The organism is Aliishimia ponticola, assembly GCF_004803475.1.
In the GTDB taxonomy this organism is placed as follows: Bacteria; Pseudomonadota; Alphaproteobacteria; order Rhodobacterales; family Rhodobacteraceae; genus Aliishimia; species Aliishimia ponticola.
The window spans coordinates 287,479-309,586 of the sequence record NZ_SRKY01000001.1 but is presented as its reverse complement, the minus strand read 5'-3'; the positions used below and the strand labels follow the sequence as shown (position 1 = coordinate 309,586).

The following is a 22,108-nucleotide window of genomic DNA, read 5'->3' as shown; positions in this document are numbered from 1 at the left end:
TGGCCTGTCCCTGCTGGGATGGTTAACTCTCGCCCAGACACGGTTTTCAGAGAGCTATTGCCATGCCCCTTCCCTCGTTCCGCACACTGCGCAGCGCCGCTACCTCCCTTCTGCTGCTGACCGCCCTGCCCAGCGGCGCGCTCGCCGCGACCTGCGGCAATGACGGCAGCGGCTTCAACGCCTGGAAAGCCGCCTTCGCCAGCGAGGCCAAGAAGGCCGGCGTCAAGAAGCGCGGGTTGGAGGCGCTAGCCGCCGCCACCTATTCCACCGCGACGATCAAGGCCGACCGGAACCAGAAAGGCGTGCGCTACGCGCTGAACGATTTCATTCGCATTCGCCTTGGCTCTCTTGACGGGTTCGCGGCCACAGCCCGCAAGCGCAAGGCCCGCAACGCGAATTTCTACGCCTCTCTGGAACGCTCCTACGGCGTGCCTGCAGGGATTTTGCTGGCGATTCACGGCATGGAAACCGGCTTTGGCCGCAACATGGGCAACACGCCGGTGGTGTCCTCGATCCTGACCGTTGCTTATGACTGCCGCCGCAGCGCCTTCTTCACCCCCCATGCGATTGCGGCGCTGAAAATGGTCGATCGCGGCAGCATTACGGGCAACACGCGCGGCGCCAAGCATGGCGAGCTGGGCCATACGCAATTCCTGCCGGGCAACGCGCTGCAATATGGCGTCGATGCCAATGGCGACGGGCGCGTGGACCTTTACAATGAGGCCGACGCCATGGCCTCCACCGCCAACTTCCTGCGCGGCAAGGGCTGGAAGCCCGGCAAAGGCTACCAACAAGGGCAGCCGAATTTCCGCGTGCTGAACGAATGGAATGCGGCCACGGTCTATCAGCAGGCGATTGCGCTCTCGGCGGCGAAGATCGACGGCTAGGCCAATAAAACCGGGGGTTGAGGCGGCTGAAATAAGGCGAAACCACGGCGCGGGGGCAACAACGGACAGGCCCGCGCAACGGCCACACGTCAAACGCGTATCGCGCCGGACCGTCACCGACTAAAGCCTTGAAATAAAGAAAAATTTCAAATCCGCTCGGTCAAATCCGGGCGGATTTCCCGTTTCGCGGGATCGGTTTCTGGAAACAGTCTATTGCCTGATCCGGGCCTAGATGCCTCATTTTCGCCACATTCGGACCCCAACAAAAACATGGTCCGGCATATTTCCGCCGCAATTTATAGAACGTAAGTTTTCTGGGGGAACAGAATGGAACTTGCCACGAACGAGGCGTCTCGTGCGCCGGCCATATCGCAGTATTCCGCTGTTCTTGAAATGCCGAGCAATGGGCCGGTGCGGGATGTTCTCTATCTGTCGCACCTCTTTGCCGGTCTGATGCATGGCCTGGGCCATCCGGTTACAGCCATCGAAAAGCCCGGCAACCTGCAAATCACGCTGAAATCAGAGAAATTTCGCCTGATGCTGCGCTCTGACGAGGCCAGTCTTTTCATGTCGATCATTGCGCTCAAGGCTAATGATCCGGCCGCGTCGCAGGATGCGGAATACCTGCTGGCCCGGCTGATTGGCGCAGTGAATACGGTGCTGCACCCGGTCGCGATCCGCTGGCAAAACAGCGAAGAGCCGATCGACGCGCGCAGTTGGGTGTCGCGGGTGGTGCCGATCCGTCCGCGCCGGGCGATGCGCCGTGCGGGCAAGGTCACGGCCCGGCCGCAGGAGGAATTCGTGCAGGTCTACCCGAACCGCCCTTGGGATGCCCCCAACAGGGCCCGCTTCGCGGCAATCGACGGCACTGTGAATGTGGTCCCCCTGCACGGCGAAACCTCCGCCGAAACGGCTGAGAAGGTTGCGCTTTATCAACAGCTTGAAATGCCGCAGGACGACCAGACGGGCACGCGCAAATCCGAAGCTTTGCCCGTACGGCTTTGCAGCTGGGCGCTGACCGGGGTCACGGCGGCGCTGATGCCACCGGCGGGCGCGTCGCTGGCGGTCATCAACCTCGTCAAAGGGTCCGACGTGTGGTTGAGCGTTCAGGCGCTGGTACTGACCGTGATTATCCTTGGTCTCTACCAATCGGGTGTTCTGGCGCAGGCTTTCGCGGCGCTCGGCCTGTAATCAGCAGCTTTTCCAACAGATAGGTTACCCCTGCCCCGGCGCTTGGCCGTGCGGCTCGGGTGTTCCCGGCGCGGGGCATGACTTCCGTACCCCAGCCCCGCGCCGGTATTTCGCTGTTCGTCAGGTCAGGTGAACGCTGCCGGTGCGTCGTCTTTGTGCAGCACATAGGTGTGGATTGCGAAGACGGCCCACCGGGTTTGCGGCAGGCGCAGGATGGTCTGGCGCTCGCAGCGCAGAAAGCTGCGGGCATCCGGCGCGGTCTTGTCGCGCTCGGCCCCGGCGCGGCGCGGCTGATGTAACGCCGGGTCCGCGTACCAAAGCTGGTTGAACCGCCAGATCGGGCGGCCCGGTTGCACGCCGTCGAACAGCCGCTGCACCCGTGCGGCCAGGGTTGCGTCATATTCTTCGACCGGGCTGTGGATCGCGACAAGCGGGCGACCGGCCTTTTCAGCCAGGGTCCAGCTTGCCGGAAAGCACAGCGCCGCGCCTTTCAGGACGTGTTCCGCCCCGGCTTTGTCCAGCAGGCACAGATCGCATTGCAGCAAGCGGGCCAGAATCCTCAACGCGGGGCCGCGCCGCGCCACGCGCCGCCCATCGGGGCACAGCACCGTATCGCCCGACACGTCATATCCCAGCTCTGGCAAAAGCGTCGTCACATGGGCCAGCAATTCTTGCGCGGCCGCTTCTGTCGCCGGGTCGTCGTCCTGCCACAGAACATCCTCGGGCCGCGTGGCCAACAGCGTTTCGCGCAGGGCCATCTGCCCGGCATAGGCTTCGTCCCGCCGCAGCCAAAGGCCCTCAACCGGGCGGATTCCCGGCAAGGGGCGCGGCTGGTGCATGTCTTCGGGCAGGCGGCTGTGAAGGATGTCGGTCATGGATCGTGATGTGCCCGCCCCTGCCCCGATTGCCAAGCCCCTTCGCCGGTTCGCCCGGCCTCAAGGCAGAAAAGCGGCGCGGCCTGCGTCGCAAACGGGCAAGCGGAGCCATAACGGCCCGGCGCAGCCTTGGAACAGCGGACGATTGGAGACCGGAGCGATGAACCAGCACTACCGCGAGACCCGCAAGATCGACCCCACACGTGGGGCGACGCTTGGCGATGGCACCCCGAATGACGCCAACCGGGTAGAGATCGGCCCCACCCAGCTTGCCTTTCGCGAATGGGCCGCGGCGGGGCTGGCCCTGCCCGACCTTGCCGCCTTGCGGCGCTATCGCTGGGAACGGCTGGTGCAGCATATCGTGGCGCGCGGCTATGGCGGGCTGTTGCTGTTTGATCCGCTCAATATTCGCTATGCGACCGACAGCACCAATATGCAGCTCTGGAACACCCATAACCCGTTCCGCGCCACGCTGGTTTGCGCCGATGGGCATATGGTGATGTGGGATTACAAGAACTCGCCATTCCTGAGCGAATTCAACCCCTTGGTAAAGGAACGCCGATCCGGGGCGTCCATGTTCTATTTCTCTTGCGGTGATCAGACGGCAGCGGCGGCACAGGCGTTCGCAGGCGAGGTGGCCGAGGTGCTGCGCGCCCATGCGCCCGGCGACACCCGTCTGGCGGTGGACAAGATCATGCTGCACGGGGCCCGCGCGCTGGAGGCAGAAGGCCTGACGCTTGAGGAAGGCGAAGAGCTGACCGAAAAGGCACGCGCCATCAAGGGCCCGGACGAGATTACCGCCATGCGCTGCGCCATCCATGCCTGCGAGGCTGCGATGCACGCGATGGAGGATTACACCCGCGCCCACGTGCCCCAAGGCGGCATCAGCGAGGATGACATCTGGGCGGTCCTGCACGCGGAAAACGTCCGGCGCGGCGGCGAGTGGATCGAAACCCGGCTGCTGGCCTCTGGCCCGCGCACAAATCCGTGGTTTCAGGAATGCGGCCCGCGCGAGGTGCGCAACAATGAAATCGTGGCCTTCGACACCGACCTTGTCGGCGCCTATGGCCTGTGTACCGATATTTCGCGCACATGGTGGGTCGGGGACGCGCCCGCGCCGACCGAGATGGTGGATGCGATGTGCCACGCGCACGAACACATCATGACCAATATGGAGATGCTCAAACCCGGCGTGATGATAAGCGAACTCAGCCGGAACACCCATGTGCTGCGCCCGGAATTTCAGGCGCAGAAATACAGCTGCATCATGCATGGGGTGGGTCTGTGCGATGAATGGCCCCTTGTCGCATATCCCGATCGCATGGTGGAGGGCGCGTTCGATTACCCGCTGGAGCCGGGCATGATGCTTTGTGTCGAAGCGCTGGTCGGCGCGGAAGGCGGTGATTTTTCCATCAAGCTCGAAGATCAGGTTCTGATCACCGAGGATGGGTATGAAAACCTGACGCACTATCCGTTCGATCCGGCCTTGATGGGGGGCTGATCGCATCCTCTTTCGGGCGGCGGCGGGCGGTGCGGCGTCCGATCACCTCTGCGCGACAGGGCTGAAACAGCGCTTGGGTTTGGGCCGCGCGGCCTCCATTGTCTGGGGATGAAGGAGACTGCCTATGCCCACTGAACGCTTTACCTTTACCGGCCATGACGGAAGCACACTGTCCGCGCGTCTTGATCTGCCGGATACGGCGCATGTGGCGACCGCGCTGTTTGCCCATTGCTTTACATGCGGTAAGGACATCCCCGCGGCGCGCCGGATTGCGGCCCGGCTGAGCCAGCTTGGCATCGCCGTGTTGCGCTTTGACTTCACGGGGCTGGGCCATTCAGAGGGGGAGTTCGCCAATACCAGCTTCACTTCCAACGTCGCAGATCTTGAGGCCGCCTGCGCCGCGCTGACCGAACGCGGCCTTGGCCCCAGCCTGCTGATCGGTCACTCCCTTGGCGGCGCGGCGGTGTTGCGGGCGGCCGCGGATCTGCCCGGCATCAAGGCCGTGGTCACCTTGGGCGCGCCGTTCGATCCGGGCCATGTGCTGCACAATTTCGCCGACGCGCTGCCGGAAATCGAAGCCAAGGGCGCGGCAGAGGTTAATCTGGGCGGGCGGCCCGTCCTGATCGGGCGCAGCTTTGTAGAGGACGTGGACCGCGCCCATCTGTCCCAAGCCATCGGCCATCTGAAGGCGGCGCTGCTGGTCATGCACGCGCCCCGCGACGCCGTGGTATCCATCAACAACGCGACAGAGATTTTCGTCGCCGCGAAACATCCCAAAAGCTTCGTGACACTGGACGATGCCGATCATCTGATTTCCCGCCCCCAGGATGCGGAATACGCGGCGGGTGTCATCGCCACCTGGGCGTCACGCTATCTGGACCTGCCCAAGCCGCCCCCGCCCGAAGACGTGCCCGAAGGTGTCTTGCGCGTGCGCGAGGCGGACCCGAACGGATTTTTGCAGGACGTGACAGGCCATGGCGGGCACCACCTGCTGGCCGATGAGCCGGTGTCCTTCGGGGGCACGGATCGCGGGCTTAGCCCCTATGGGCTGGTTTCGGCCGGGCTTGGGGCCTGCACCTCGATGACGATCCGCATGTATGCACGGCGCAAGAAGTGGCCGCTGACCCATGTGGCGGTCGATGTCTCGCACAACAAGGCCCATGCCACCGACGCGCAGGCGCAATCCGGTGACAAGATCGATCATTTCCTGCGCGTGATCCGGCTGGAGGGCGATCTGGACGCAGCGCAACGCGAGAAACTGCTGGAGATCGCGGATAAATGCCCGGTGCATCGCACGTTGGAACGATCGTCAAAGGTGGAAACGACCTTGATGCCTTGATGTAGGTCAAGGCAGCCTGTCCGGCGGCGGGCAGGATGATCACATCGCAAGAGGTGATCTGATGACGTATTTTTCGAAAATGAGCGAGAGTGCCGGGCTGGTATCCGGCATGGCCTCGAGTCTTGACGTGGACCTGACGGAGCGCTTGGCAAGTTCGCCCGAAACCGGGGCGCGCAGCTATGCGGAAATGGTGCGGCGCTGCTCCAACTGTACGCAGCAATCGGCTTGCGCGCAGTTGCAAGAGGCGAACCCGATGCTGGATGACGCGCCGGAATACTGCACGAACCGCGATCTGCTGCACCGCTAGGCGGGCGCGTAGCGGCTGACCATGGTGTAATCCTTGGCCGGTCCCTGTACCCGCCACACGGTTTCAAATCGTGGCCACGCCGCAAAGCGGTAAGTGACCCGGTAATCATCGGGCGCGCACCAATGCCGCGTCTCACCGCCCCCCGGCGGGACGGTGTGAAAGAACCGCCCGTCCTCGAAATAGACATCCAGCGGCGCACGCCACAGGTAACGCCGTTCTGTCTGCATCGGCGGATGGCCTGTAACGGTCAGAATCCCGTTTTCCTGATACAGCAGCCCCGCCTCATCCGGGGTCCAGTGCGCGGTGCCCTCGTATTGCGCATCCGGCGCGTCCGCATGGGTAATCTGCCGCATGATCCGCCATGTTCCCTCAAAATCCGCCAATTGCCGCGACATTGCCCTGCCTTGTCCTTCGCCCGTCACCCGCCTATGAGGGCGATGCTTATCCGATCCACTCATTCGCAGGAAGCCACCGATGATCCCCCGCTATTCCCGTCCCGATATGGTCGCCATCTGGAGCCCCGAAACAAAGTTCCGCATTTGGTACGAAATCGAAGCCCATGCCTGCGATGCCATGGCTGATCTGGGTGTGATCCCGAAAGAGAATGCCGAAGCCGTCTGGAAAGCGAATGACGTGACCTTCGACATCGACCGCATCGACGAGATCGAGCGCGAGACAAAGCATGACGTCATCGCCTTTCTGACTCACTTGGCCGAACATGTGGGTAGCGAAGAGGCGCGTTTCGTGCATCAGGGCATGACCTCTTCCGACGTGCTGGATACTTGCTTCAACGTGCAACTGACCCGCGCCGCCGATATCCTGATCGAAGACCTTCAGGGGTTGTTGGCCGCGCTCAAGCGCCGCGCCTATGAACACAAGGACACGATCCGCATCGGCCGCAGCCACGGCATCCACGCCGAACCGACCACGATGGGCCTGACCTTTGCGCGTTTCTACGCGGAAATGGATCGCAACCTGTCCCGAATGCGTGACGCGCGCGCTGAAATCGCCACCGGCGCGATTTCCGGCGCTGTCGGCACCTTCGCCAATATCGATCCGGCCGTCGAAGAGCATGTTTGCGAAAAGCTGGGCCTTGTGCCTGAACCGATCTCCACCCAGGTGATTCCGCGCGACCGTCACGCGGCCTTCTTCGCCACGCTGGGTGTGATCGCCAGTTCCATCGAAAACGTCGCGGTCGAGATTCGCCACATGCAGCGGACCGAAGTGCTGGAAGCGGCGGAGTTTTTCTCCATGGGGCAGAAAGGCTCTTCGGCGATGCCGCACAAGAAGAACCCCGTCCTGACCGAGAACCTCACCGGTCTGGCGCGGCTGGTCCGCATGGCCGTCGTGCCCGCGATGGAAAACGTCGCGCTCTGGCACGAGCGGGATATCTCGCACAGTTCGGTCGAACGCAATATCGGCCCCGACGCGACGATCACGCTGGATTTCGCGCTGTCCCGCCTGACACAAGTCATCGACAAGCTGCTGGTCTACCCGGACAACATGTTGGAAAACATGAACAAGTTCCCCGGCCTCGTGATGAGCCAGCGCGTGTTGCTGGCGCTGACCCAAGCCGGTGTCAACCGCGAGGACGCCTATCGCCTTGTGCAGCGCAACGCGCTGAAAGTCTGGGACACACGGTCCGACTTCCGCGAGGAACTGCTGGCCGATGAAGAAGTGCGCGCGGCTCTGTCCGAAGAGGAAATCAACGAGAAGTTCGATCTGGGCTACCACACCAAACATGTGGATACGATCTTTGCCCGGGTCTTTGCCGAGGACTGATCTTTGCCCGCATAACGGGCATTCTTGCGCATGACGGGGGGCGCCGGGTTTCTTTATTTTGAAAATCGGCGCCTCCGGGTTATCTTTTGTGCCATCCAGCACAGGAGGACCGATGATGACGACCCTCAAGACCTTGGTACTTGCCGCCGCTTTGATGTCCCTGCCGGGCCTGTCGCTCGCCATGGGATGCAGCCATTCCAAGCAGCAAGCGCAATCCTGCGCCGACGGTGCAACATGGGACAGCGCAACGGGGACCTGTATCCCCGTGGTCAACAGCTGAACCAGAGTGAACATACCGTGATGGGCCCGAAATTCTCGGGCCTTTCGCATTTCCTGACCTATACTTTTTTAAAGACCATCCCGTTTGGAGTGTTATTGATGAAACGCGTTCTTTTCGCCCTGACCTTGACCCTGCCCGGCGCCGCCTTCGCCGCCGGTGCCGGGGACGAAACGCCGCCCAAGCCGACAGAAACCACCAAGAATTGCTTTCAGGAAAAGCAATGGGATCCGTCAATCAAGAAATATGTGAGGTTTTCCAAGCCGGTAAACGGCGTATGGGATCCCAAGATCAAGAAATGCGTGCGCCCGGACAAGACCTCTCATCTGGATACGGAAACGCGCTATGACGCGGTGCGCGAATTGGCCTATGCGGGCCGCCATGACGAGGCGCAGCAAGTCCTGGCGACCATGCCAGACCAAGAGGACGACCGCGTGCTGACCTATTGGGGCTTTACCGCCCGCAAGAAGGGCGATTTCGACACCGCGTTCAGTTTCTATAATCGCGCGATCCTCAAGAACCCGGGCAACCTGCTGGCGCGGTCCTATATGGGACAAGGTCTGGTGGAGGCTGGCGATCTGGACGGCGCACGGCTGCAACTGGCCGAGATCGAGACCCGCGGCGATGCGTCTGGCTGGCCCGCCACATCGCTGCGCACCGCGATCGAAAGCGGGAAGGTTTTTAACTACTGATATTTAGCGAATCTTCACGCCTGCCCGTCTAATCTGCCTTTGGATTGAGTGAGGCAGGCGATGAGTATTGCGATGACCCCTGCCCTTCCCGCGCCAGCCGGGGGGGCCATGACCATCAGTGGCAGACCGGGTGCCCGTCAATTGTCGCGGCGCGCGAAGGCCGCGATTGTGGTGCGCTATTTGCTCAATAACGGGGCGGAAGTGGCGCTTGAGGACTTGCCCGACAACCTGCAAGCGATCCTGACCCAGCAGATGGGCGCAATGCGTCTGGTCGATAAAGTGACCGTGGATCAGGTGATCGAAGAATTCACTGCCGAGCTTGAGGCCGTGGGCCTGCATTTTCCGGGCGATATTGCCGGGGCGCTGGACGCGCTGGACGGCAAGATCAGCGCCCATACCGCCGCGCGGCTGCGCAAGGAAGCGGGCGTGCGTCAGGCCGGCAACCCGTGGGAGCGGATCAAGGGCCTTGCCCCGGAGCGGCTTGTCCCGGTTTTCGAAGAAGAAAGCCCCGAAATCGCTGCTGTGATCCTGTCCAAGCTGGATGTGGGCTCGGCGGCCAAATTGTTGGGAATGCTGCCCGGCCCGCTGGCGCGGCAGATCACCTATGCGGTCAATCAAACCAGTTCCGTCACGCCCGAAGCGGTGGACCGGATCGGGCTGTCCCTTGCCTCGCAACTGGATGCCGAACCGATCCTGGCCTTCGATGAAGGCCCGGTCGAACGGGTGGGCGCGATTCTCAACAGTTCGACCTCCGCCACCCGAGAGGACGTGCTGCAGGGCTTGGATGAGACCGACAAGATGTTCGCGACCGAGGTCCGCAAGGCGATCTTCACCTTCGCCAATATCCCCACACGGATTTCCCCGCGCGACCTGCCGACCGTCCTGCGCGGCGTGGATCAGTCGCGCCTAATCGTGGCCCTTGCCGCCGCGAAGAATGCCGGGATGGAGGATGTGACCGAATTCATCTTCACCAATATCTCCGCCCGCCTGGCCGACCAGATGCGCGAGGAAATGGACGAACTGGACGATGTGAAACCCGCCGATGGCGAGGAAGCGATGTCCGAGATCGTCGGTGTCATCCGCGATATGGAAGCCAAAGGGGAACTGCTCTTGCTTCAGGTCGAAGACGACGACGCGGAATAGGCGCGGAGGCGTCGCAAATCGGGCTGGCCGGTTGTGCGCTGTGGCGCACACCTGTCTTCGCGGGCGGGCTTAAGGCTCGACACGGCGCGCAGTGGCAGATATCGGCGAAACATGACCACCCCATCCGCCACCTCGCCCGCGCGCGCCATAGCCATGATGGTCAGCGCCGTATTCTGCCTGTCGATCATGGATGTCTGCGTCAAAGCCGTCAGTCCCTCTGTCGGGCCGCTGCCCGCGCTTTGGGCGCGCTATGCCGGGCAAATGCTTGTGGTGCTGGTGCTGGTCGCGCCGCGATTGAAGCAGGTCGTTCGCGCCCGGCGCCCCGGATTGCAACTGGCCCGCGCGCTGCTGCTGATGGCGGCCACGTTCTTCTTCTTCTTCAGCCTTTCCTATATCGGGCTGGCCGAGGCGACCGCGGTCATGGTCCTGAACCCGATTTTCATCACGCTGGGCGGCGCATTGTTTCTGGGGGAGCCTCTCGGCCCGCGCCGCATCGGGGCAATCGTCGTGTCCTTCCTTGGCGCGCTGCTCATCATCCGGCCCGGGTCCGAGGCGTTCAATCCCGCCGCGCTTATGCCGATGGGGGCCGCGTTGTGCTTTGCCGGGTACAGCCTTGTCACCCGCGCCGTCGGATCGACAGAGGATGTCTGGACATCGCTGTTCTACACGGCGTCGGTCGGGGGCATCCTGATGACATTGGCCGCCCCTGCCTATTGGGTCTGGCCCGATCCCGGCAGCGCGGCGTTGATGTGCGGGATCGCTTGCGCCGGGACGATGGGGCAGCTTTTGCTGATCCGCGCCTTTTCCCAGGCCGAGGCGGGCTTGCTGGCCCCGTTCGGTTACTCCGGCCTGATTTTCGCAATCATCTTCGGACTGATCTTTTTTGCCGAGGTGCCGACGGTGCTGACGCTCTGCGGTGCAGCGATCATCGCCCTTGCTGGTCTTTATGTCTGGTGGCGGGAAACACGGCTCAAGAAGGTCGCCGCGCGCAGTGCCGCGCCTTAACCCCGATTACCGAAGCCGCGCCGCCCCCAGGACCGGGCCATGCCCTGCCGCCTGCACGATCACCACGACGGGCTGCGCGCCCGGCAGATCGACCTGCGCCTTGAAGGTTTCAGCGCCGCGCCACTTGTCCAGCACCTGCCACTGCGTCACGACATTATGGTAGCGCAGCGTCCGTCCGGCATTCTCGCCGCGCGTGATATGCACGTCCTGGCTTGGCTCGTACCGGATTGCGTTCACCACCATATCGACCGGGGCCGCACCGCTGTATTCGGCCGTGACGGACAGGGCACCGCCCTCGCGGGTCAGGGTGACGGCGACCGGCATCGGCATCTCTTCCGCCGCATCGATCGCGTCCGAAACCTCCATCGGGCGCGCCCCGACGACTGACGCCTCGCCATTCACGATCATCTGCGGGGTGTAGACCGACCGCCGCCCGGCCCGCTTGGCATAGGCGCGCTGGCGTTCGGAATTGGCCGGATCGGCGAAGACATCCTTCCAGCCGATATAATCCCAGTAATCCACATGCAGCGCGAGAGCGATCACGTCATCCCGCTCTGCAAGACGCCCCATCAGCTTGTCAGCCGGTGGGCAGGACGAACATCCCTGCGAGGTGAAAAGTTCCACAACCACAGGCGCGCGGTCCTGCGCCAGCGCGGGCGCGGCGGCAAAGGTCCATGCGATCAACGGGAAAAGGGCGATCCGAACCATTCGGAGGAGCATGTGACGGGATTCCTTGCTAGTGTTAAGCGTATGTAGACGGATGCTGGTGAAATAACCAATCAAGCGTTGTTGAAATCCCGATTGCGTGAGCGACGCCGTGATTGGAAAAGCATCTTTGTATACCGTTGTGTACAAAAAATGTCGCACCCCTGCGGATAAGTGTTGATCCCCGCGCAGACCGGGTCCATAGAGCGCACAGACCGCTAGCTACCATATGAAGGGAGCCGCCTCATGACGATCACCGTCGGCCATGACACCTCGAAAACCCGCAAAACCCTCACCGTTGGAGACCAAAGCGTCGCCTATTACTCGATTCCCGCCGCGACTGAGGCTGGACTTGGCGATTTCTCCAAGCTGCCTGCCGCGTTGAAGGTCGTGCTGGAAAACATGTTGCGCTTTGAAGACGGCAAGACCGTCTCGGTGGACGACATCAAGGCCTTCGCCGAATGGGCGACGCTGGGCGGTAAGAACCCGCGCGAGATCGCCTATCGCCCGGCCCGCGTGCTGATGCAGGACTTCACCGGCGTTCCGGCCGTTGTCGACCTTGCAGCCATGCGCGACGGTATCGTTGCCCTTGGCGGCGATCCCGAAAAGATCAACCCGCTGAACCCTGTCGACCTTGTGATCGACCACTCGGTCATGATCGACGAGTTCGGCAACCCGCGCGCGTTCCAGATGAACGTGGACCGCGAATATGAACGCAACCTCGAACGCTATACCTTCCTGAAATGGGGTCAGAAGGCGTTCAACAACTTCCGCGTTGTGCCCCCGGGCACCGGCATCTGCCACCAGGTGAACCTGGAATACCTGTCGCAAACCGTCTGGACCGATACCGACCAGAACGGTGAAATGGTCGCCTATCCCGACACGCTTGTCGGCACCGACTCGCACACCACCATGGTCAACGGCGCGGCCGTTCTGGGCTGGGGTGTTGGCGGGATCGAGGCGGAAGCCGCGATGCTGGGTCAGCCGATCTCCATGCTGATCCCCGAGGTCGTCGGCTTCAAGCTGACCGGCGAGATGATCGAAGGCACCACCGGCACCGACCTTGTTTTGAAGGTTGTCGAAATGCTGCGCGAAAAAGGCGTGGTCGGCAAATTCGTGGAATTCTATGGCCCCGGCCTCGACAAGCTGCCACTGGCTGACCGTGCGACCATCGCCAACATGGCACCGGAATACGGCGCGACCTGCGGCTTCTTCCCGATCGATAACGAAACCCTGCGTTACCTGCGCAACACGGGCCGCGACGAAGCGCGTATCGCGCTGGTCGAAGCCTATGCCAAGGAAAACGGGTTCTGGCGCGATGCGGGTTACGATCCGGTCTATACCGACACGCTGGAGCTGGACATGGGCACCATTGTGCCGGCGATTTCCGGCCCGAAACGCCCGCAGGACTATGTTGCGCTGACCGCTGCCGCGTCCTCCTTCGAGAAAGTCGTCGCCGATTTCCGCGGTATCGACATCACCGAAGACGCCAAGGACATGCTGGATGAAGGTCCGGCGGCGACCAAGACGGTACCGCTGCACAAGACCGCAAAGGTCGAAGGCGAAGATTATGACCTGCGCGACGGGTCGGTCGTGATCGCGTCGATCACTTCCTGCACCAACACGTCGAACCCCTATGTGATGATCGGCGCGGGCCTTGTGGCACGCAAGGCCGCCGCGCTGGGTCTGACCCGCAAGCCTTGGGTCAAGACATCGCTGGCACCGGGTTCGCAGGTTGTGTCCGCCTATCTTGAGGCCGCTGGCCTGCAAGAGGATCTGGACAAGGTCGGTTTCAACCTGGTCGGCTATGGCTGCACCACCTGCATCGGCAACTCCGGCCCGCTGCAACCGGAAATCAGCAAGGCCATCAACGAGAACGACCTGATCGCAACGTCGGTCCTGTCGGGCAACCGTAACTTCGAAGGCCGGATCAGCCCGGATGTGCGCGCCAACTATCTTGCGTCGCCGCCGCTGGTTGTGGCCTACGCGCTTGCGGGCGACATGAACATCGATCTGGCAACAGAGCCGTTGGCCCAGACCCCGGATGGCAAGGATGTCTACCTCAAGGACATCTGGCCGACGACACAGGAAGTTGCCGAACTGGTCGAGCAGACCGTGACGCGCGAAGCCTTCCAGTCGAAATATGCCGACGTGTTCAAAGGCGACGAAAAGTGGCAGTCGGTCGAAACGACCGATGAAAAGACCTATGACTGGCCGCCAAGCTCCACCTACGTCCAGAATCCCCCCTACTTCCAGGGGATCACGATGGACACCAAGAAGATCGAGAATATCGATGGCGCGCGTGTTCTGGCCCTGCTTGGGGACATGATCACGACCGACCACATCTCGCCTGCTGGTTCGTTCAAGGAAACCACGCCCGCCGGTCGTTATCTGACCGAACGGCAGGTCTCCCCGCGCGAGTTCAACTCCTACGGTTCGCGTCGCGGCAACCACGAGGTGATGATGCGCGGCACTTTCGCCAATATCCGCATCAAGAACGAGATGCTGGATGGCGTCGAAGGCGGCTACACCAAAGGCCCCGATGGCGAGCAGACGTCGATCTATGACGCAGCGATGGCCTATCAGGACCAAGGCACGCCGCTGGTCATCTTCGGTGGTGAGCAATATGGCGCGGGCTCGTCCCGTGACTGGGCTGCCAAAGGGACGGCGCTGCTCGGCGTGAAAGCCGTGATCGCAGAAAGCTTTGAGCGTATTCACCGCTCCAACCTCGTGGGGATGGGCGTGATTCCGTTTGAATTCACCGGCGGTGACACGCGCAAGAGCCTTGGCCTGACGGGTCAGGAAACTGTGGCGATCCACGGGCTGGAAGGCGTGACGCCGCTGGCCGAAGTGCCCTGCACCATCACCTATGAAGACGGCACCACCAAAGAGATCACGCTGAAATGCCGGATCGATACGGCGGTGGAGATCGAATACATCGAAAATGGCGGTGTGCTGCATTACGTGCTGCGCAACCTCGCCAAATCCGCGTAATCCCGGCAAAGGTGCGCTGAAGCGCACCCTACGCGGAGCTCGGATCGGCCCTGCCCCCTTTCTGGTGGCAGGGCTTTTCTTTTGGCGGCATGCTGGGTCCACCGCCATGGTGGCGGCGCGGAGGCGACGAGAATGCAGCAGGGCCGAAAAACCGCACTTGTGACCGGGGCGGCGCGCGGTATTGGCCGGGCCATCGCCGCCGATTTGGCCACGGATCACGATCTGGCCTTTACGTGGCATGCGCACCCGCCGGACGAGACCCTCGCCGATTGCCCCGATGCCTGCGCCGTGCAGGCGGATCTGGCCGATCCGGGTGCGGCACGCGAGGTGATCGACACGGTGATGCAAAGGTTCGGCCGGCTGGATGTGATCGTGAACAATGCCGGCGCAATTCAGACAACCCCGCTTGAGCGTGTCGAGCGCGACGTGCATCGCCATTTGATGGACCTGCATGTTACCGCCCCGGCCGCGCTGCTGGAAGCCGCGCTGGCGCATCTGAAACCGGGTGCGGCGATCGTCAATATCTCTTCCATCAACGCGGTGCTGCCGCCAATGGGTGCCGCCATCTATGGCGCGTCAAAGGCTGCGCAAGACCTGTGGATGCGCGGCATGGCGAAAGAGCTGGGCCCGCGCGGCATCCGGGTCAATTCCGTCGCACCGGGGGCCGTGAACACGCCCGAAGCGCCGCGCGACGCGGAACTGACCCAGGCCTTTCTGGACCTGACCGCGCTTGGCCGACTGGCCACGCCGCAAGATATCGCCGCAGCGGTGCGTTTCCTTGCCTCGGACGCGGCGGGCGCGATCACGGGTGAGGTGCTGAAAGTGTCGGGCGGCTATCGGTTCTAACCCCGATCACTCGGCGGCGCGGGCCATGGCAGGACGGATGGTGTCGTTCAGAACGCGGGGCGTCACGGGACCGGCAAAGCGCAGAACGATCACGCCCTCACCGTCGATCACATAGGTTTCCGGCACGCCGTATAGACCCCATTCCAGCCCTGTGCGTCCTTCGTCATCGGCGCCGATGCCGGTATAGGGATCGCCGAGCTCTTCGAGAAAGGCCAACGCCTTGGCAGGGTCATCCTTGAAGTTGACGCCATAGATCGGCACGCCCTCGCCCGCCAGTTGTTCCAAGACCGGATGTTCGGCCCGGCAAGGCGCGCACCAACTGGCCCAGAAATTCACCAGCTTGACCTGACCATCCGCCATTTGGGCGACAGTGAAACCGGGTTTGCCGGGCAGTTCCGACAAGGTCATCGGGGGTACTTTCTGCCCTTCGCGCGCGGATGGCAGCGCGTTGGGATCGTCGCGGAACATACCGATGGCCGCAAAGACCGCAAAGGCCAGGAACACCAGCGGCGGCGCGATCATCAGCGGGTTAAGCTTCATCTTTGATCTCCCGCCGCGTCTCAACGGCCTCAAGGGCCCGGCGCGCCTTGCGCCCGGCCCGCAGGCTGATCAGCACCAGCCCGATGAGCAAGACAATCGACGCGCCATAGGCCGACAGGACCGTGACCGCGTATTTCCCAAGATCGGGAATCATGCGCGTGCGGCCTCCCGCCGGATCAGGGCCTGCGTCCGGCGCAGGCGGATTTCGGTGCCCGTCCGGTACAAGACAAGCGCAAGGAACAGCAGCACAAAGCCCGCGATGCAGACCAGCAGCGGCAGGTAAAAGACATCGGCCACGTTTTCCTCCTTGTCGAGGCTAAGCGACGCGCCCTGATGCAGACCCTGGTTCCAGAACAGCACCGCATAGCGCGACAGCACCGCAAAGACCGACCCGACAAGGCACAGGACAGATGTCAGGTCCGCCGCGCTATCCGGGTCTTCGATCGCGGCCCAAAGCGCCATGTAGCCAAGGTAGAACAGGAACAGGATCAGGAAAGAGGTCAGGCGCGGATCCCATGCCCACCACGTGCCCCACATCGGCTGGCCCCAGATCGCACCCGTCACCAGCGCAATCAGCGTCATCGTCACGCCCACCGGGGCCGCGGCCTTGGCGGCGAGCGCACTGACATGGTGGCGACGGACGAGCCAGATCAGCGACGCCACCAGCATCATCAGCCAAGCGTTGATCGCCATCAGCGCAGCCGGCACGTGCAGATAGATGATCTTGACAGTGGAGCCTTGCCGGTAATCGTCCGGCGTAAAGAAGAAGCCCCAGATCAGGCCGATGACCAGACAAGCGCCCGCCAAAACCCATAGCACCGGCAGCACCTTTTCCGAGGTGCGCAGGAATTTGACCGGGTTTGCGTATTCCCAAATAGAAGCCATGCGATGTATCTATCTCTCCCTTGTGCCGCCGACAATCGGTGCTCACCGCAAATTCATGCGCAACACGGTCGCAGAGGCGAAGGGCATCAGCGCCGCAACGCCAAAGGTGATCCCCGCAAGCATCAGCAGCGGCGTGCCGACCTCCAGCCCCTGTGCCCCGCGCCGCGCGACCTCGGCGCCAAAGATCAGCGTCGGGACGTAAAGCGGCAGCACCAGCAGCGACAGCAGCAGCCCGCCTCGCTTGATACCGACCGTCAGCGCCGCGCCGAATGCGCCGATCACCGACAGCGCGGGCGTGCCCACGGCAAGGCTGATAACCAGCCACAGATAGCCCGCCGGGGCGAGGTTCAACAGAACCCCCAGCACCGGCGCGGCAAAGACCAGCGGCAGACCCGTCACCAACCAATGGGCCAGCGCCTTGACCGACAGCGCCCCTTCCAGCGGCACCGGCGCCGTGGCCAGCAGATCCAGCGTGCCGTCCTCCCAATCGAGGGCAAGCAGACGGTCCAGCGACAACAGGCAGGCCAGCAGCGCGCCCAGCCACAGCACCCCCGGCGCGATGCGGGTCAGCAGTTCCGATTGTGGCCCCACGGAAAACGGGACCAGCACGGTCACGATCAGGAAAAACGCCAGCCCCAGGCCGAACCCGCCCCCCGCGCGGAAGGCAAGCCGCAGGTCGCGCAGTAACAGCGCCCTCACAGGAAGGCCTCGTCAGAGGTGGCAGCGGCGCTTTGGGCGCGCGCGGCAAAGCGGCTGACATCGAAGACATGCGCTTCGGGCAGGCCAAGGTCGATATGGGTGGCAATGACGGCAAGCCCGCCCTGCCCCAGATGCGCGCGCACCGTCGCGGCGAAGAGTTCGACAGACGCCGCATCAAGCGATACCGTCGGCTCATCCATCGCCCAGATGGGCCGCCCCGTGACCAGCATCCGCGCCAGTCCCAGCCGCCGCTTCTGGCCGGCGGACAATGTCCCGGCCAGCCGGTCCCGCAGCGGCGTCAATTCGAAGGCGGCCAGCGCCGGATCAATCCCGCGCGTGCCATAGATTTCGGCCCAGAAAGTCAGGTTCTCCGCCACCGTCAGCATGGATTTCAGCCCGTCCGAATGCCCGGCATAGGCGATCTCTTCACCGCCGCCAAGGATCTCTCCGGCTTGGGGCGGTTGCAGTCCCGCCAGCGTGCGCAGCAGCGTCGTCTTGCCCGATCCGTTCGGGCCGCGCAGGATCAATGCCTGCCCCGGCGCCAAGGTAAAGGCGAGCCCTTCAAGCACGCAAGCAGCGCCGCGCGCCACAGCCAGATCGCGAATTTCAAGCATCGTCATTCCGGCGCGCACCACCCGCAGGTCGCAGGGATCACATGGCGGAAAGGTTCCGGCGGCATGATCATTCCACCGGTAGCATGGCCAGGGCGACGCGGCGGCCCTCGCTCAGCAGGACGTTATAGGTCCGCGCGGCGGCGGGTGACGACATCGGTTCGGCCCCGATGCCTGCGCGATCCAGCGCATCACGCAATGCCGCAGGGATATGGGCGATGTCTTTTCCAGTGCCCACGAACAGCACATCCACATGCCGCGCGAGCGCCAAAAGCGGCGCGCTGTCCTCATATCCGCCCCACGGGCCAGTGCCCTGCGGCCCGGTCAGCACCCCGCCTTCATAGACCTGCCCACCGATCCGAAAATAGCCCGGTCCGTAGCCCTCGATCGGGGCGCTGTCGTTGAAGTCGATTTCGTTCAAACGCATTTTATTGGTCCCAGAACGGTAAGCCCATCACGGCGGACGCCATGATCACGCCGTAAGCCACCCCTCGATACACGCCCGCCCGGCCCGGGTCAAAGATCGCTTGGCCCAGCAGGATGCCCAGCGTGTTGGGGATGGCCAGCATCGCGCCCAGCAGCATCGGCGTCAGGGCAAAGGCGCCCGCAGCCCAAAGGGCGGCCAGCATCAGGAAATCGACGATGAACAGGAACAGCATGGCATTGGCCCGCACCTGCGCCACCGGCAGGCTGGACGCCATGTAAAGCAGCACGACCGGCGGCCCCGGCAGACCCGCCAGCCCGCCCGATACGCCCGACGCCGCGCCGGTCAGGCCCACCATCGCGCCAGTTGGCTTGCCGGAATAGCGCAGCCCGCCGACAAGGCACACCACCAGGCCGATGGTCAGCCCACACAGTGCGAGGCGATATGTCTCGGGTGCGATGACGGTCAGCAGCCAGACGCCCAAGGGCACGCTCAGCGCTGCAAAGACCGTCAGCAGCGCCAGATCCCGCAGGTTCGCCTGCCGCGCTGTTCGGCGCAGCACCGGAAGCGGGCCGATGATATCCATGGCGATCAGGCACAGGATGGCCCATGCGGGGGGGATGAATTGCGCGGCGATGGGCAGGAACACCATCGCCGTGCCAAAGCCGGAAAAGCCGCGGACCATGCCGCCGACAGCCGCGCCAAAGACAAGCCAGCCAAGCCCCGGCACCGCCAGGGCTTGGGCCAGAATATCAGGCATCTACATTCGCGAACTGTGTTCCGGCATTCGCGTCGGGCTTGGACCAGTCGCGTTTGACACCCAGCCACAGCAGCACGGTCGAGGCCACGAAGATCGACGAATAGGTGCCGACGATCACGCCCCAGATCATCGCAAAGACGAAGCCCCGGATCACGTCACCGCCCAGCACATACAGCGCGATTAGCGCCAGCAATGTGGTCAGCGAGGTGATGAACGTCCGGCTCAACGTCTCGTTGATGGAGATGTTCATGACCTCGGCCAGCGGCTTCTTCTTGTGCTTGCGCAGGTTCTCCCGCACGCGGTCAAAGACCACCACCGTATCGTTCAGCGAATAGCCGACGATGGTCAAAAGCGCCGCGATGATCGCCAGATCGAACTTGATCTGCAATTCAGAGAACACGCCGATGGTCAGCACCACGTCATGCACCAGCGCCGCCACGGCCCCCAGTGCGAACTGCCATTCGAAGCGTAGCCAGATATAGACCAGCACCGCCCCAATCGCGAGCATCACCGCAATGGCCGCCGTCTGGATCAACTCGCCGGACACTTTCGGCCCCACCGATTCCACGGCGGTAAAGCGGATATCGGTCACAGCCGTCTGCAAGGCCGCCTCGACCGCCTCGATGGTTTCCGGCGTGACCGCCTCGGCCCCGTCCTGCGCCTGAATGCGGATCATGGACACGTTCTGGTCTGGCCCGAAGGTCGGATCGAACACCTCGGTGATAGAGATATCGCCCAGTTCCAGCGCATCGATCGCGCCGCGATAGACACCGATATCCACCGGCTGCGAACTTTCCGTCCGGATCGTCGTGCCACCGCGGAAATCAATGCCGAAATTCAGCCCTTGCAGCGCAAAGCTGGCAAAGCCGACGACGACCATGACGGCGGAAATCCCAAGCCACAGGCGCGCGCGTTTGAAGAAGTCGAAGGAGGTGTCGTCCTTCACCACGCGCAGCAGCCACGTCACCTTGATGGTCTTCGGGCGTTTGCGTTCGAACCACATCACGACCAGCAGGCGTGTCACGAAGATCGCGGTGAAGACCGATGTGATGATCCCCAGACCCAGCGTGATGGCAAAGCCGCGCACCGGGCCAGAGCCCATCATGAACAGGATCACAGCGGTGATGAACGTGGTGATATTGGCGTCGATAATCGCCGACAGCGCCTTTTCATAACCAAGCTCGATGGCGCGGGCCGGTCCCCGGGCTGTTCGCAGCTCTTCCTTGATACGTTCGAAGATCAGCACATTGGCGTCCACCGCCATCCCGACGGTCAGCACGATCCCCGCGATCCCCGGCAAGGTCAGCGTCGCCCCGATCAGGCTGAGAAGGCCAAAGATCAGCCCCACATTGATGATCAGCGCGATATTGGCGTACATCCCGAAACGCCCATAGGCGAGCACCATGAAGCCCAGCACGGCGATGAAGGCCACCGCCGTCGCCGTCTTGCCAGCGTCGATGCTGTCTTGGCCCAGTTCCGGGCCGATGGTGCGTTCTTCGAGGAAGGTCAGTTCGGCGGGCAGCGCACCGGCGCGCAGCAGAACCGCAAGCTGGGTGCTTTCCTCGACCGAGAACCGCCCGGTGATGATCCCGGACCCGCCCGGAATATGCGATTGGATCGTCGGGGCGGACACGACTTCGTCATCCAGAACGATGGCGAAGGGCTGGCCGATATTCTCGGCGGTGTAATCCCCGAACTTCCGCGCGCAGGTGGTGTTGAACCGGAAGTTCACCGCAGGTTCGCCATTCTGGTCGAAGGCAGGCTGCGCATCGACCAGGCACTCCCCGGTCACGACCGGCGCGCGTTCGATGATGTAGTAACGGCCCGGCTCATCGATGGAAGGCAGCAGGACATTGCCCACGCCCGGCGCGGCATTTTCGTCGCCCGTGGTGGAAACAACCGGATTGAAGGTCAGCTGCGCAGTGGTGCCGATCAGTTCCTTGAGTTCCGCGGCAGAGCCGATGCCCGGCACCTGAATCAGGATACGGTCATTGCCTTGGCGCTGGATTGTCGGCTCGCGCGTGCCGGCCTCGTCGATCCGGCGGCGAACGATTTCCAGCGATTGCGCCATGGTCCGTTCGTCGGTGGCCCGCTTTTCGTCCTCGCTCAGGCGGACAATGATGGTGTCGCCATCGGGAATCGCTTCGATATCGGTGCCGCCCAGACCCGAGAAAGTCTGGATCGGGCGCGCAAGACCGCGCACGATTTCAATGGCTTGTGCCATGCCTGCGGGCTCCGAAATCCGAACGCGAAGTTCGTCATCGGGGCCTTGTTGCAGACGGATGGTGCCGATTTCGGCCCGCAGCGGACGCAGCGCGTCACGTACTTCGGGCCAGAGGGCCTGCATCCGCGCGGCATAGACGTCATCGACTTTGACCTCGGCCAGAAGATGCGCGCCGCCGCGCAAATCGAGCCCCAGATTGACCAAGCCCGAAGGCAGGATACCGGGCCAGCGGGCGACATCGGCCTCTTGCTCGGGCGTGGCCACGCCGCCGCTTCTCTCGATTGCCTGAACCGCGTCGTTATGGCTTTCGACCCGGCTGTAGAACCCGTTGGGCAGCGCCAGTAGCAGACCCACCACAACAGTAAGCCAGATCAGCACGCGTTTCCACGTCTCAATTTGCAGCATTGCGCAGCGCCCTCAA

Annotated in this window: 23 protein-coding genes; 12 read left to right on the top strand and 11 right to left on the bottom strand. The window is 63.0% G+C overall.

Features of this window, described 5'->3' with window-relative positions:
- The first annotated feature begins 62 nt into the window (after positions 1 to 62).
- The gene (locus E4Z66_RS01515; RefSeq protein WP_136461171.1) at positions 63 to 887 is read left to right on the top strand and encodes a lytic murein transglycosylase; all 825 of its coding nucleotides are present in this window, start codon (positions 63 to 65) and stop codon (positions 885 to 887) included.
- A gap of 327 nt (positions 888 to 1,214) precedes the next feature.
- A complete protein-coding gene (locus E4Z66_RS01510; protein WP_136461170.1) occupies positions 1,215 to 2,078 on the top strand; it encodes a hypothetical protein in 864 nt (287 codons plus the stop codon).
- Positions 2,079 to 2,203: 125 nt separating this feature from the next.
- Here E4Z66_RS01510 and E4Z66_RS01505 read toward each other — a convergent pair whose 3' ends face one another.
- The gene (locus E4Z66_RS01505) at positions 2,204 to 2,953 is read right to left on the bottom strand and encodes a heme-dependent oxidative N-demethylase family protein (RefSeq protein ID WP_136461169.1); all 750 of its coding nucleotides are present in this window, start codon (positions 2,951 to 2,953) and stop codon (positions 2,204 to 2,206) included.
- Positions 2,954 to 3,113: 160 nt separating this feature from the next.
- Between E4Z66_RS01505 and dddP the strand changes: the two genes are divergently transcribed.
- The 3 genes from dddP (at position 3,114) to E4Z66_RS01490 (ending at position 6,100) form a co-directional block, all read left to right on the top strand.
- Positions 3,114 to 4,454, top strand: a complete 1,341-nt coding sequence (gene dddP / locus E4Z66_RS01500) for a dimethylsulfonioproprionate lyase DddP (RefSeq protein WP_136462097.1) — start codon at positions 3,114 to 3,116, stop codon at positions 4,452 to 4,454.
- Between the two features lie 124 nt (positions 4,455 to 4,578).
- Positions 4,579 to 5,793 carry a bifunctional alpha/beta hydrolase/OsmC family protein gene (locus E4Z66_RS01495; protein ID WP_136461168.1) on the top strand — a complete coding sequence of 405 codons (1,215 nt, stop codon included), beginning with the start codon at positions 4,579 to 4,581 and terminating at the stop codon, positions 5,791 to 5,793.
- Positions 5,794 to 5,854: 61 nt separating this feature from the next.
- Positions 5,855 to 6,100: a DUF6455 family protein gene (locus tag E4Z66_RS01490; RefSeq protein ID WP_168797697.1), complete on the top strand. Its 246-nt coding sequence runs from the start codon at positions 5,855 to 5,857 to the stop codon at positions 6,098 to 6,100.
- Here the strand turns inward: E4Z66_RS01490 and E4Z66_RS01485 are convergent.
- The gene (locus E4Z66_RS01485) at positions 6,097 to 6,495 is read right to left on the bottom strand and encodes a DUF6314 family protein (RefSeq protein WP_136461166.1); all 399 of its coding nucleotides are present in this window, start codon (positions 6,493 to 6,495) and stop codon (positions 6,097 to 6,099) included. The genes E4Z66_RS01490 and E4Z66_RS01485 overlap by 4 nt on opposite strands.
- Positions 6,496 to 6,574: 79 nt before the next feature.
- On the opposite strand from E4Z66_RS01485, the gene purB reads away from it, so the two are divergent.
- The 5 genes from purB to E4Z66_RS01465 all read left to right on the top strand — a co-directional run bounded on the left by purB (position 6,575) and on the right by E4Z66_RS01465 (position 10,999).
- A complete protein-coding gene (gene purB / locus E4Z66_RS01480) occupies positions 6,575 to 7,882 on the top strand; it encodes an adenylosuccinate lyase (protein ID WP_136461165.1) in 1,308 nt (435 codons plus the stop codon).
- Between the two features lie 112 nt (positions 7,883 to 7,994).
- On the top strand, positions 7,995 to 8,162 hold the full coding sequence (locus tag E4Z66_RS19565) for a hypothetical protein (protein ID WP_211097096.1): 168 nt from the start codon (positions 7,995 to 7,997) through the stop codon (positions 8,160 to 8,162).
- Between the two features lie 98 nt (positions 8,163 to 8,260).
- Positions 8,261 to 8,851 (top strand): tetratricopeptide repeat protein, encoded by a 591-nt coding sequence (locus E4Z66_RS01475; protein ID WP_136461164.1) that lies wholly within the window; start codon positions 8,261 to 8,263, stop codon positions 8,849 to 8,851.
- Positions 8,852 to 8,911: 60 nt separating this feature from the next.
- Positions 8,912 to 9,994: a flagellar motor switch protein FliG gene (locus tag E4Z66_RS01470; RefSeq protein ID WP_342773434.1), complete on the top strand. Its 1,083-nt coding sequence runs from the start codon at positions 8,912 to 8,914 to the stop codon at positions 9,992 to 9,994.
- Between the two features lie 111 nt (positions 9,995 to 10,105).
- Positions 10,106 to 10,999: a DMT family transporter gene (locus E4Z66_RS01465; RefSeq protein ID WP_136461162.1), complete on the top strand. Its 894-nt coding sequence runs from the start codon at positions 10,106 to 10,108 to the stop codon at positions 10,997 to 10,999.
- 6 nt (positions 11,000 to 11,005) lie between these two features.
- Here E4Z66_RS01465 and E4Z66_RS01460 read toward each other — a convergent pair whose 3' ends face one another.
- Positions 11,006 to 11,719 (bottom strand): DUF1223 domain-containing protein, encoded by a 714-nt coding sequence (locus E4Z66_RS01460; protein ID WP_246035836.1) that lies wholly within the window; start codon positions 11,717 to 11,719, stop codon positions 11,006 to 11,008.
- 231 nt (positions 11,720 to 11,950) lie between these two features.
- Between E4Z66_RS01460 and acnA the strand changes: the two genes are divergently transcribed.
- Both acnA and E4Z66_RS01450 read left to right on the top strand, forming a co-directional pair.
- The gene (gene acnA, locus E4Z66_RS01455) at positions 11,951 to 14,698 is read left to right on the top strand and encodes an aconitate hydratase AcnA (RefSeq protein WP_136461161.1); all 2,748 of its coding nucleotides are present in this window, start codon (positions 11,951 to 11,953) and stop codon (positions 14,696 to 14,698) included.
- Between the two features lie 132 nt (positions 14,699 to 14,830).
- On the top strand, positions 14,831 to 15,544 hold the full coding sequence (locus E4Z66_RS01450; RefSeq protein ID WP_136461160.1) for an SDR family NAD(P)-dependent oxidoreductase: 714 nt from the start codon (positions 14,831 to 14,833) through the stop codon (positions 15,542 to 15,544).
- A 6-nt stretch (positions 15,545 to 15,550) separates the two neighbouring features.
- On the opposite strand, the gene E4Z66_RS01445 is transcribed toward E4Z66_RS01450, so the two are convergent.
- The 8 genes from E4Z66_RS01445 to secD form a co-directional block, all read right to left on the bottom strand.
- Positions 15,551 to 16,084 carry a DsbE family thiol:disulfide interchange protein gene (locus E4Z66_RS01445; RefSeq protein WP_246035831.1) on the bottom strand — a complete coding sequence of 178 codons (534 nt, stop codon included), beginning with the start codon at positions 16,082 to 16,084 and terminating at the stop codon, positions 15,551 to 15,553.
- Positions 16,074 to 16,238, bottom strand: coding sequence for a heme exporter protein CcmD (gene ccmD / locus E4Z66_RS01440; RefSeq protein ID WP_168797695.1), 165 nt, complete (start codon positions 16,236 to 16,238; stop codon positions 16,074 to 16,076). The genes E4Z66_RS01445 and ccmD overlap by 11 nt, the downstream gene beginning before the upstream one ends.
- Positions 16,235 to 16,969, bottom strand: a complete 735-nt coding sequence (locus tag E4Z66_RS01435; RefSeq protein ID WP_136461159.1) for a heme ABC transporter permease — start codon at positions 16,967 to 16,969, stop codon at positions 16,235 to 16,237. Before E4Z66_RS01435 ends, ccmD begins: the two co-directional genes overlap by 4 nt.
- Positions 16,970 to 17,011: 42 nt before the next feature.
- Entirely contained in the window at positions 17,012 to 17,668 is a 657-nt protein-coding gene (ccmB, locus tag E4Z66_RS01430) for a heme exporter protein CcmB (RefSeq protein WP_136461158.1), read from the bottom strand.
- Positions 17,665 to 18,282, bottom strand: a complete 618-nt coding sequence (gene ccmA, locus E4Z66_RS01425; RefSeq protein ID WP_425456107.1) for a heme ABC exporter ATP-binding protein CcmA — start codon at positions 18,280 to 18,282, stop codon at positions 17,665 to 17,667. The genes ccmB and ccmA overlap by 4 nt, the downstream gene beginning before the upstream one ends.
- Before the next feature lie 67 nt (positions 18,283 to 18,349).
- Complete coding sequence (locus E4Z66_RS01420) at positions 18,350 to 18,706, bottom strand: Mth938-like domain-containing protein (RefSeq protein WP_136461156.1); 357 nt, start codon at positions 18,704 to 18,706, stop codon at positions 18,350 to 18,352.
- Between the two features lies 1 nt (position 18,707).
- On the bottom strand, positions 18,708 to 19,463 hold the full coding sequence (locus E4Z66_RS01415; protein ID WP_136461155.1) for a sulfite exporter TauE/SafE family protein: 756 nt from the start codon (positions 19,461 to 19,463) through the stop codon (positions 18,708 to 18,710).
- Complete coding sequence (secD, locus tag E4Z66_RS01410) at positions 19,456 to 22,092, bottom strand: protein translocase subunit SecD (protein WP_136461154.1); 2,637 nt, start codon at positions 22,090 to 22,092, stop codon at positions 19,456 to 19,458. The genes E4Z66_RS01415 and secD overlap by 8 nt, the downstream gene beginning before the upstream one ends.
- Positions 22,093 to 22,108 lie beyond the last annotated feature (16 nt).

Excerpts from the sequence above, each read along its gene's own strand:
- E4Z66_RS01515 (WP_136461171.1), top strand. The coding sequence starts at position 63 with ATGCCCCTTCCCTCGTTCCGCACACTGCGCAGCGCCGCTACCTCCCTT.
- E4Z66_RS01510 (WP_136461170.1), top strand. The coding sequence starts at position 1,215 with ATGGAACTTGCCACGAACGAGGCGTCTCGTGCGCCGGCCATATCGCAG.
- E4Z66_RS01505 (WP_136461169.1), bottom strand. The coding sequence starts at position 2,953 with ATGACCGACATCCTTCACAGCCGCCTGCCCGAAGACATGCACCAGCCG.
- dddP (WP_136462097.1), top strand. The coding sequence starts at position 3,114 with ATGAACCAGCACTACCGCGAGACCCGCAAGATCGACCCCACACGTGGG.
- E4Z66_RS01495 (WP_136461168.1), top strand. The coding sequence starts at position 4,579 with ATGCCCACTGAACGCTTTACCTTTACCGGCCATGACGGAAGCACACTG.
- E4Z66_RS01490 (WP_168797697.1), top strand. The coding sequence starts at position 5,855 with ATGACGTATTTTTCGAAAATGAGCGAGAGTGCCGGGCTGGTATCCGGC.
- E4Z66_RS01485 (WP_136461166.1), bottom strand. The coding sequence starts at position 6,495 with ATGTCGCGGCAATTGGCGGATTTTGAGGGAACATGGCGGATCATGCGG.
- purB (WP_136461165.1), top strand. The coding sequence starts at position 6,575 with ATGATCCCCCGCTATTCCCGTCCCGATATGGTCGCCATCTGGAGCCCC.
- E4Z66_RS19565 (WP_211097096.1), top strand. The coding sequence starts at position 7,995 with ATGATGACGACCCTCAAGACCTTGGTACTTGCCGCCGCTTTGATGTCC.
- E4Z66_RS01475 (WP_136461164.1), top strand. The coding sequence starts at position 8,261 with ATGAAACGCGTTCTTTTCGCCCTGACCTTGACCCTGCCCGGCGCCGCC.
- E4Z66_RS01470 (WP_342773434.1), top strand. The coding sequence starts at position 8,912 with ATGAGTATTGCGATGACCCCTGCCCTTCCCGCGCCAGCCGGGGGGGCC.
- E4Z66_RS01465 (WP_136461162.1), top strand. The coding sequence starts at position 10,106 with ATGACCACCCCATCCGCCACCTCGCCCGCGCGCGCCATAGCCATGATG.
- E4Z66_RS01460 (WP_246035836.1), bottom strand. The coding sequence starts at position 11,719 with ATGCTCCTCCGAATGGTTCGGATCGCCCTTTTCCCGTTGATCGCATGG.
- acnA (WP_136461161.1), top strand. The coding sequence starts at position 11,951 with ATGACGATCACCGTCGGCCATGACACCTCGAAAACCCGCAAAACCCTC.
- E4Z66_RS01450 (WP_136461160.1), top strand. The coding sequence starts at position 14,831 with ATGCAGCAGGGCCGAAAAACCGCACTTGTGACCGGGGCGGCGCGCGGT.
- E4Z66_RS01445 (WP_246035831.1), bottom strand. The coding sequence starts at position 16,084 with ATGAAGCTTAACCCGCTGATGATCGCGCCGCCGCTGGTGTTCCTGGCC.
- ccmD (WP_168797695.1), bottom strand. The coding sequence starts at position 16,238 with ATGATTCCCGATCTTGGGAAATACGCGGTCACGGTCCTGTCGGCCTAT.
- E4Z66_RS01435 (WP_136461159.1), bottom strand. The coding sequence starts at position 16,969 with ATGGCTTCTATTTGGGAATACGCAAACCCGGTCAAATTCCTGCGCACC.
- ccmA (WP_425456107.1), bottom strand. The coding sequence starts at position 18,282 with ATGCTTGAAATTCGCGATCTGGCTGTGGCGCGCGGCGCTGCTTGCGTG.
- E4Z66_RS01420 (WP_136461156.1), bottom strand. The coding sequence starts at position 18,706 with ATGCGTTTGAACGAAATCGACTTCAACGACAGCGCCCCGATCGAGGGC.
- E4Z66_RS01415 (WP_136461155.1), bottom strand. The coding sequence starts at position 19,463 with ATGCCTGATATTCTGGCCCAAGCCCTGGCGGTGCCGGGGCTTGGCTGG.
- secD (WP_136461154.1), bottom strand. The coding sequence starts at position 22,092 with ATGCTGCAAATTGAGACGTGGAAACGCGTGCTGATCTGGCTTACTGTT.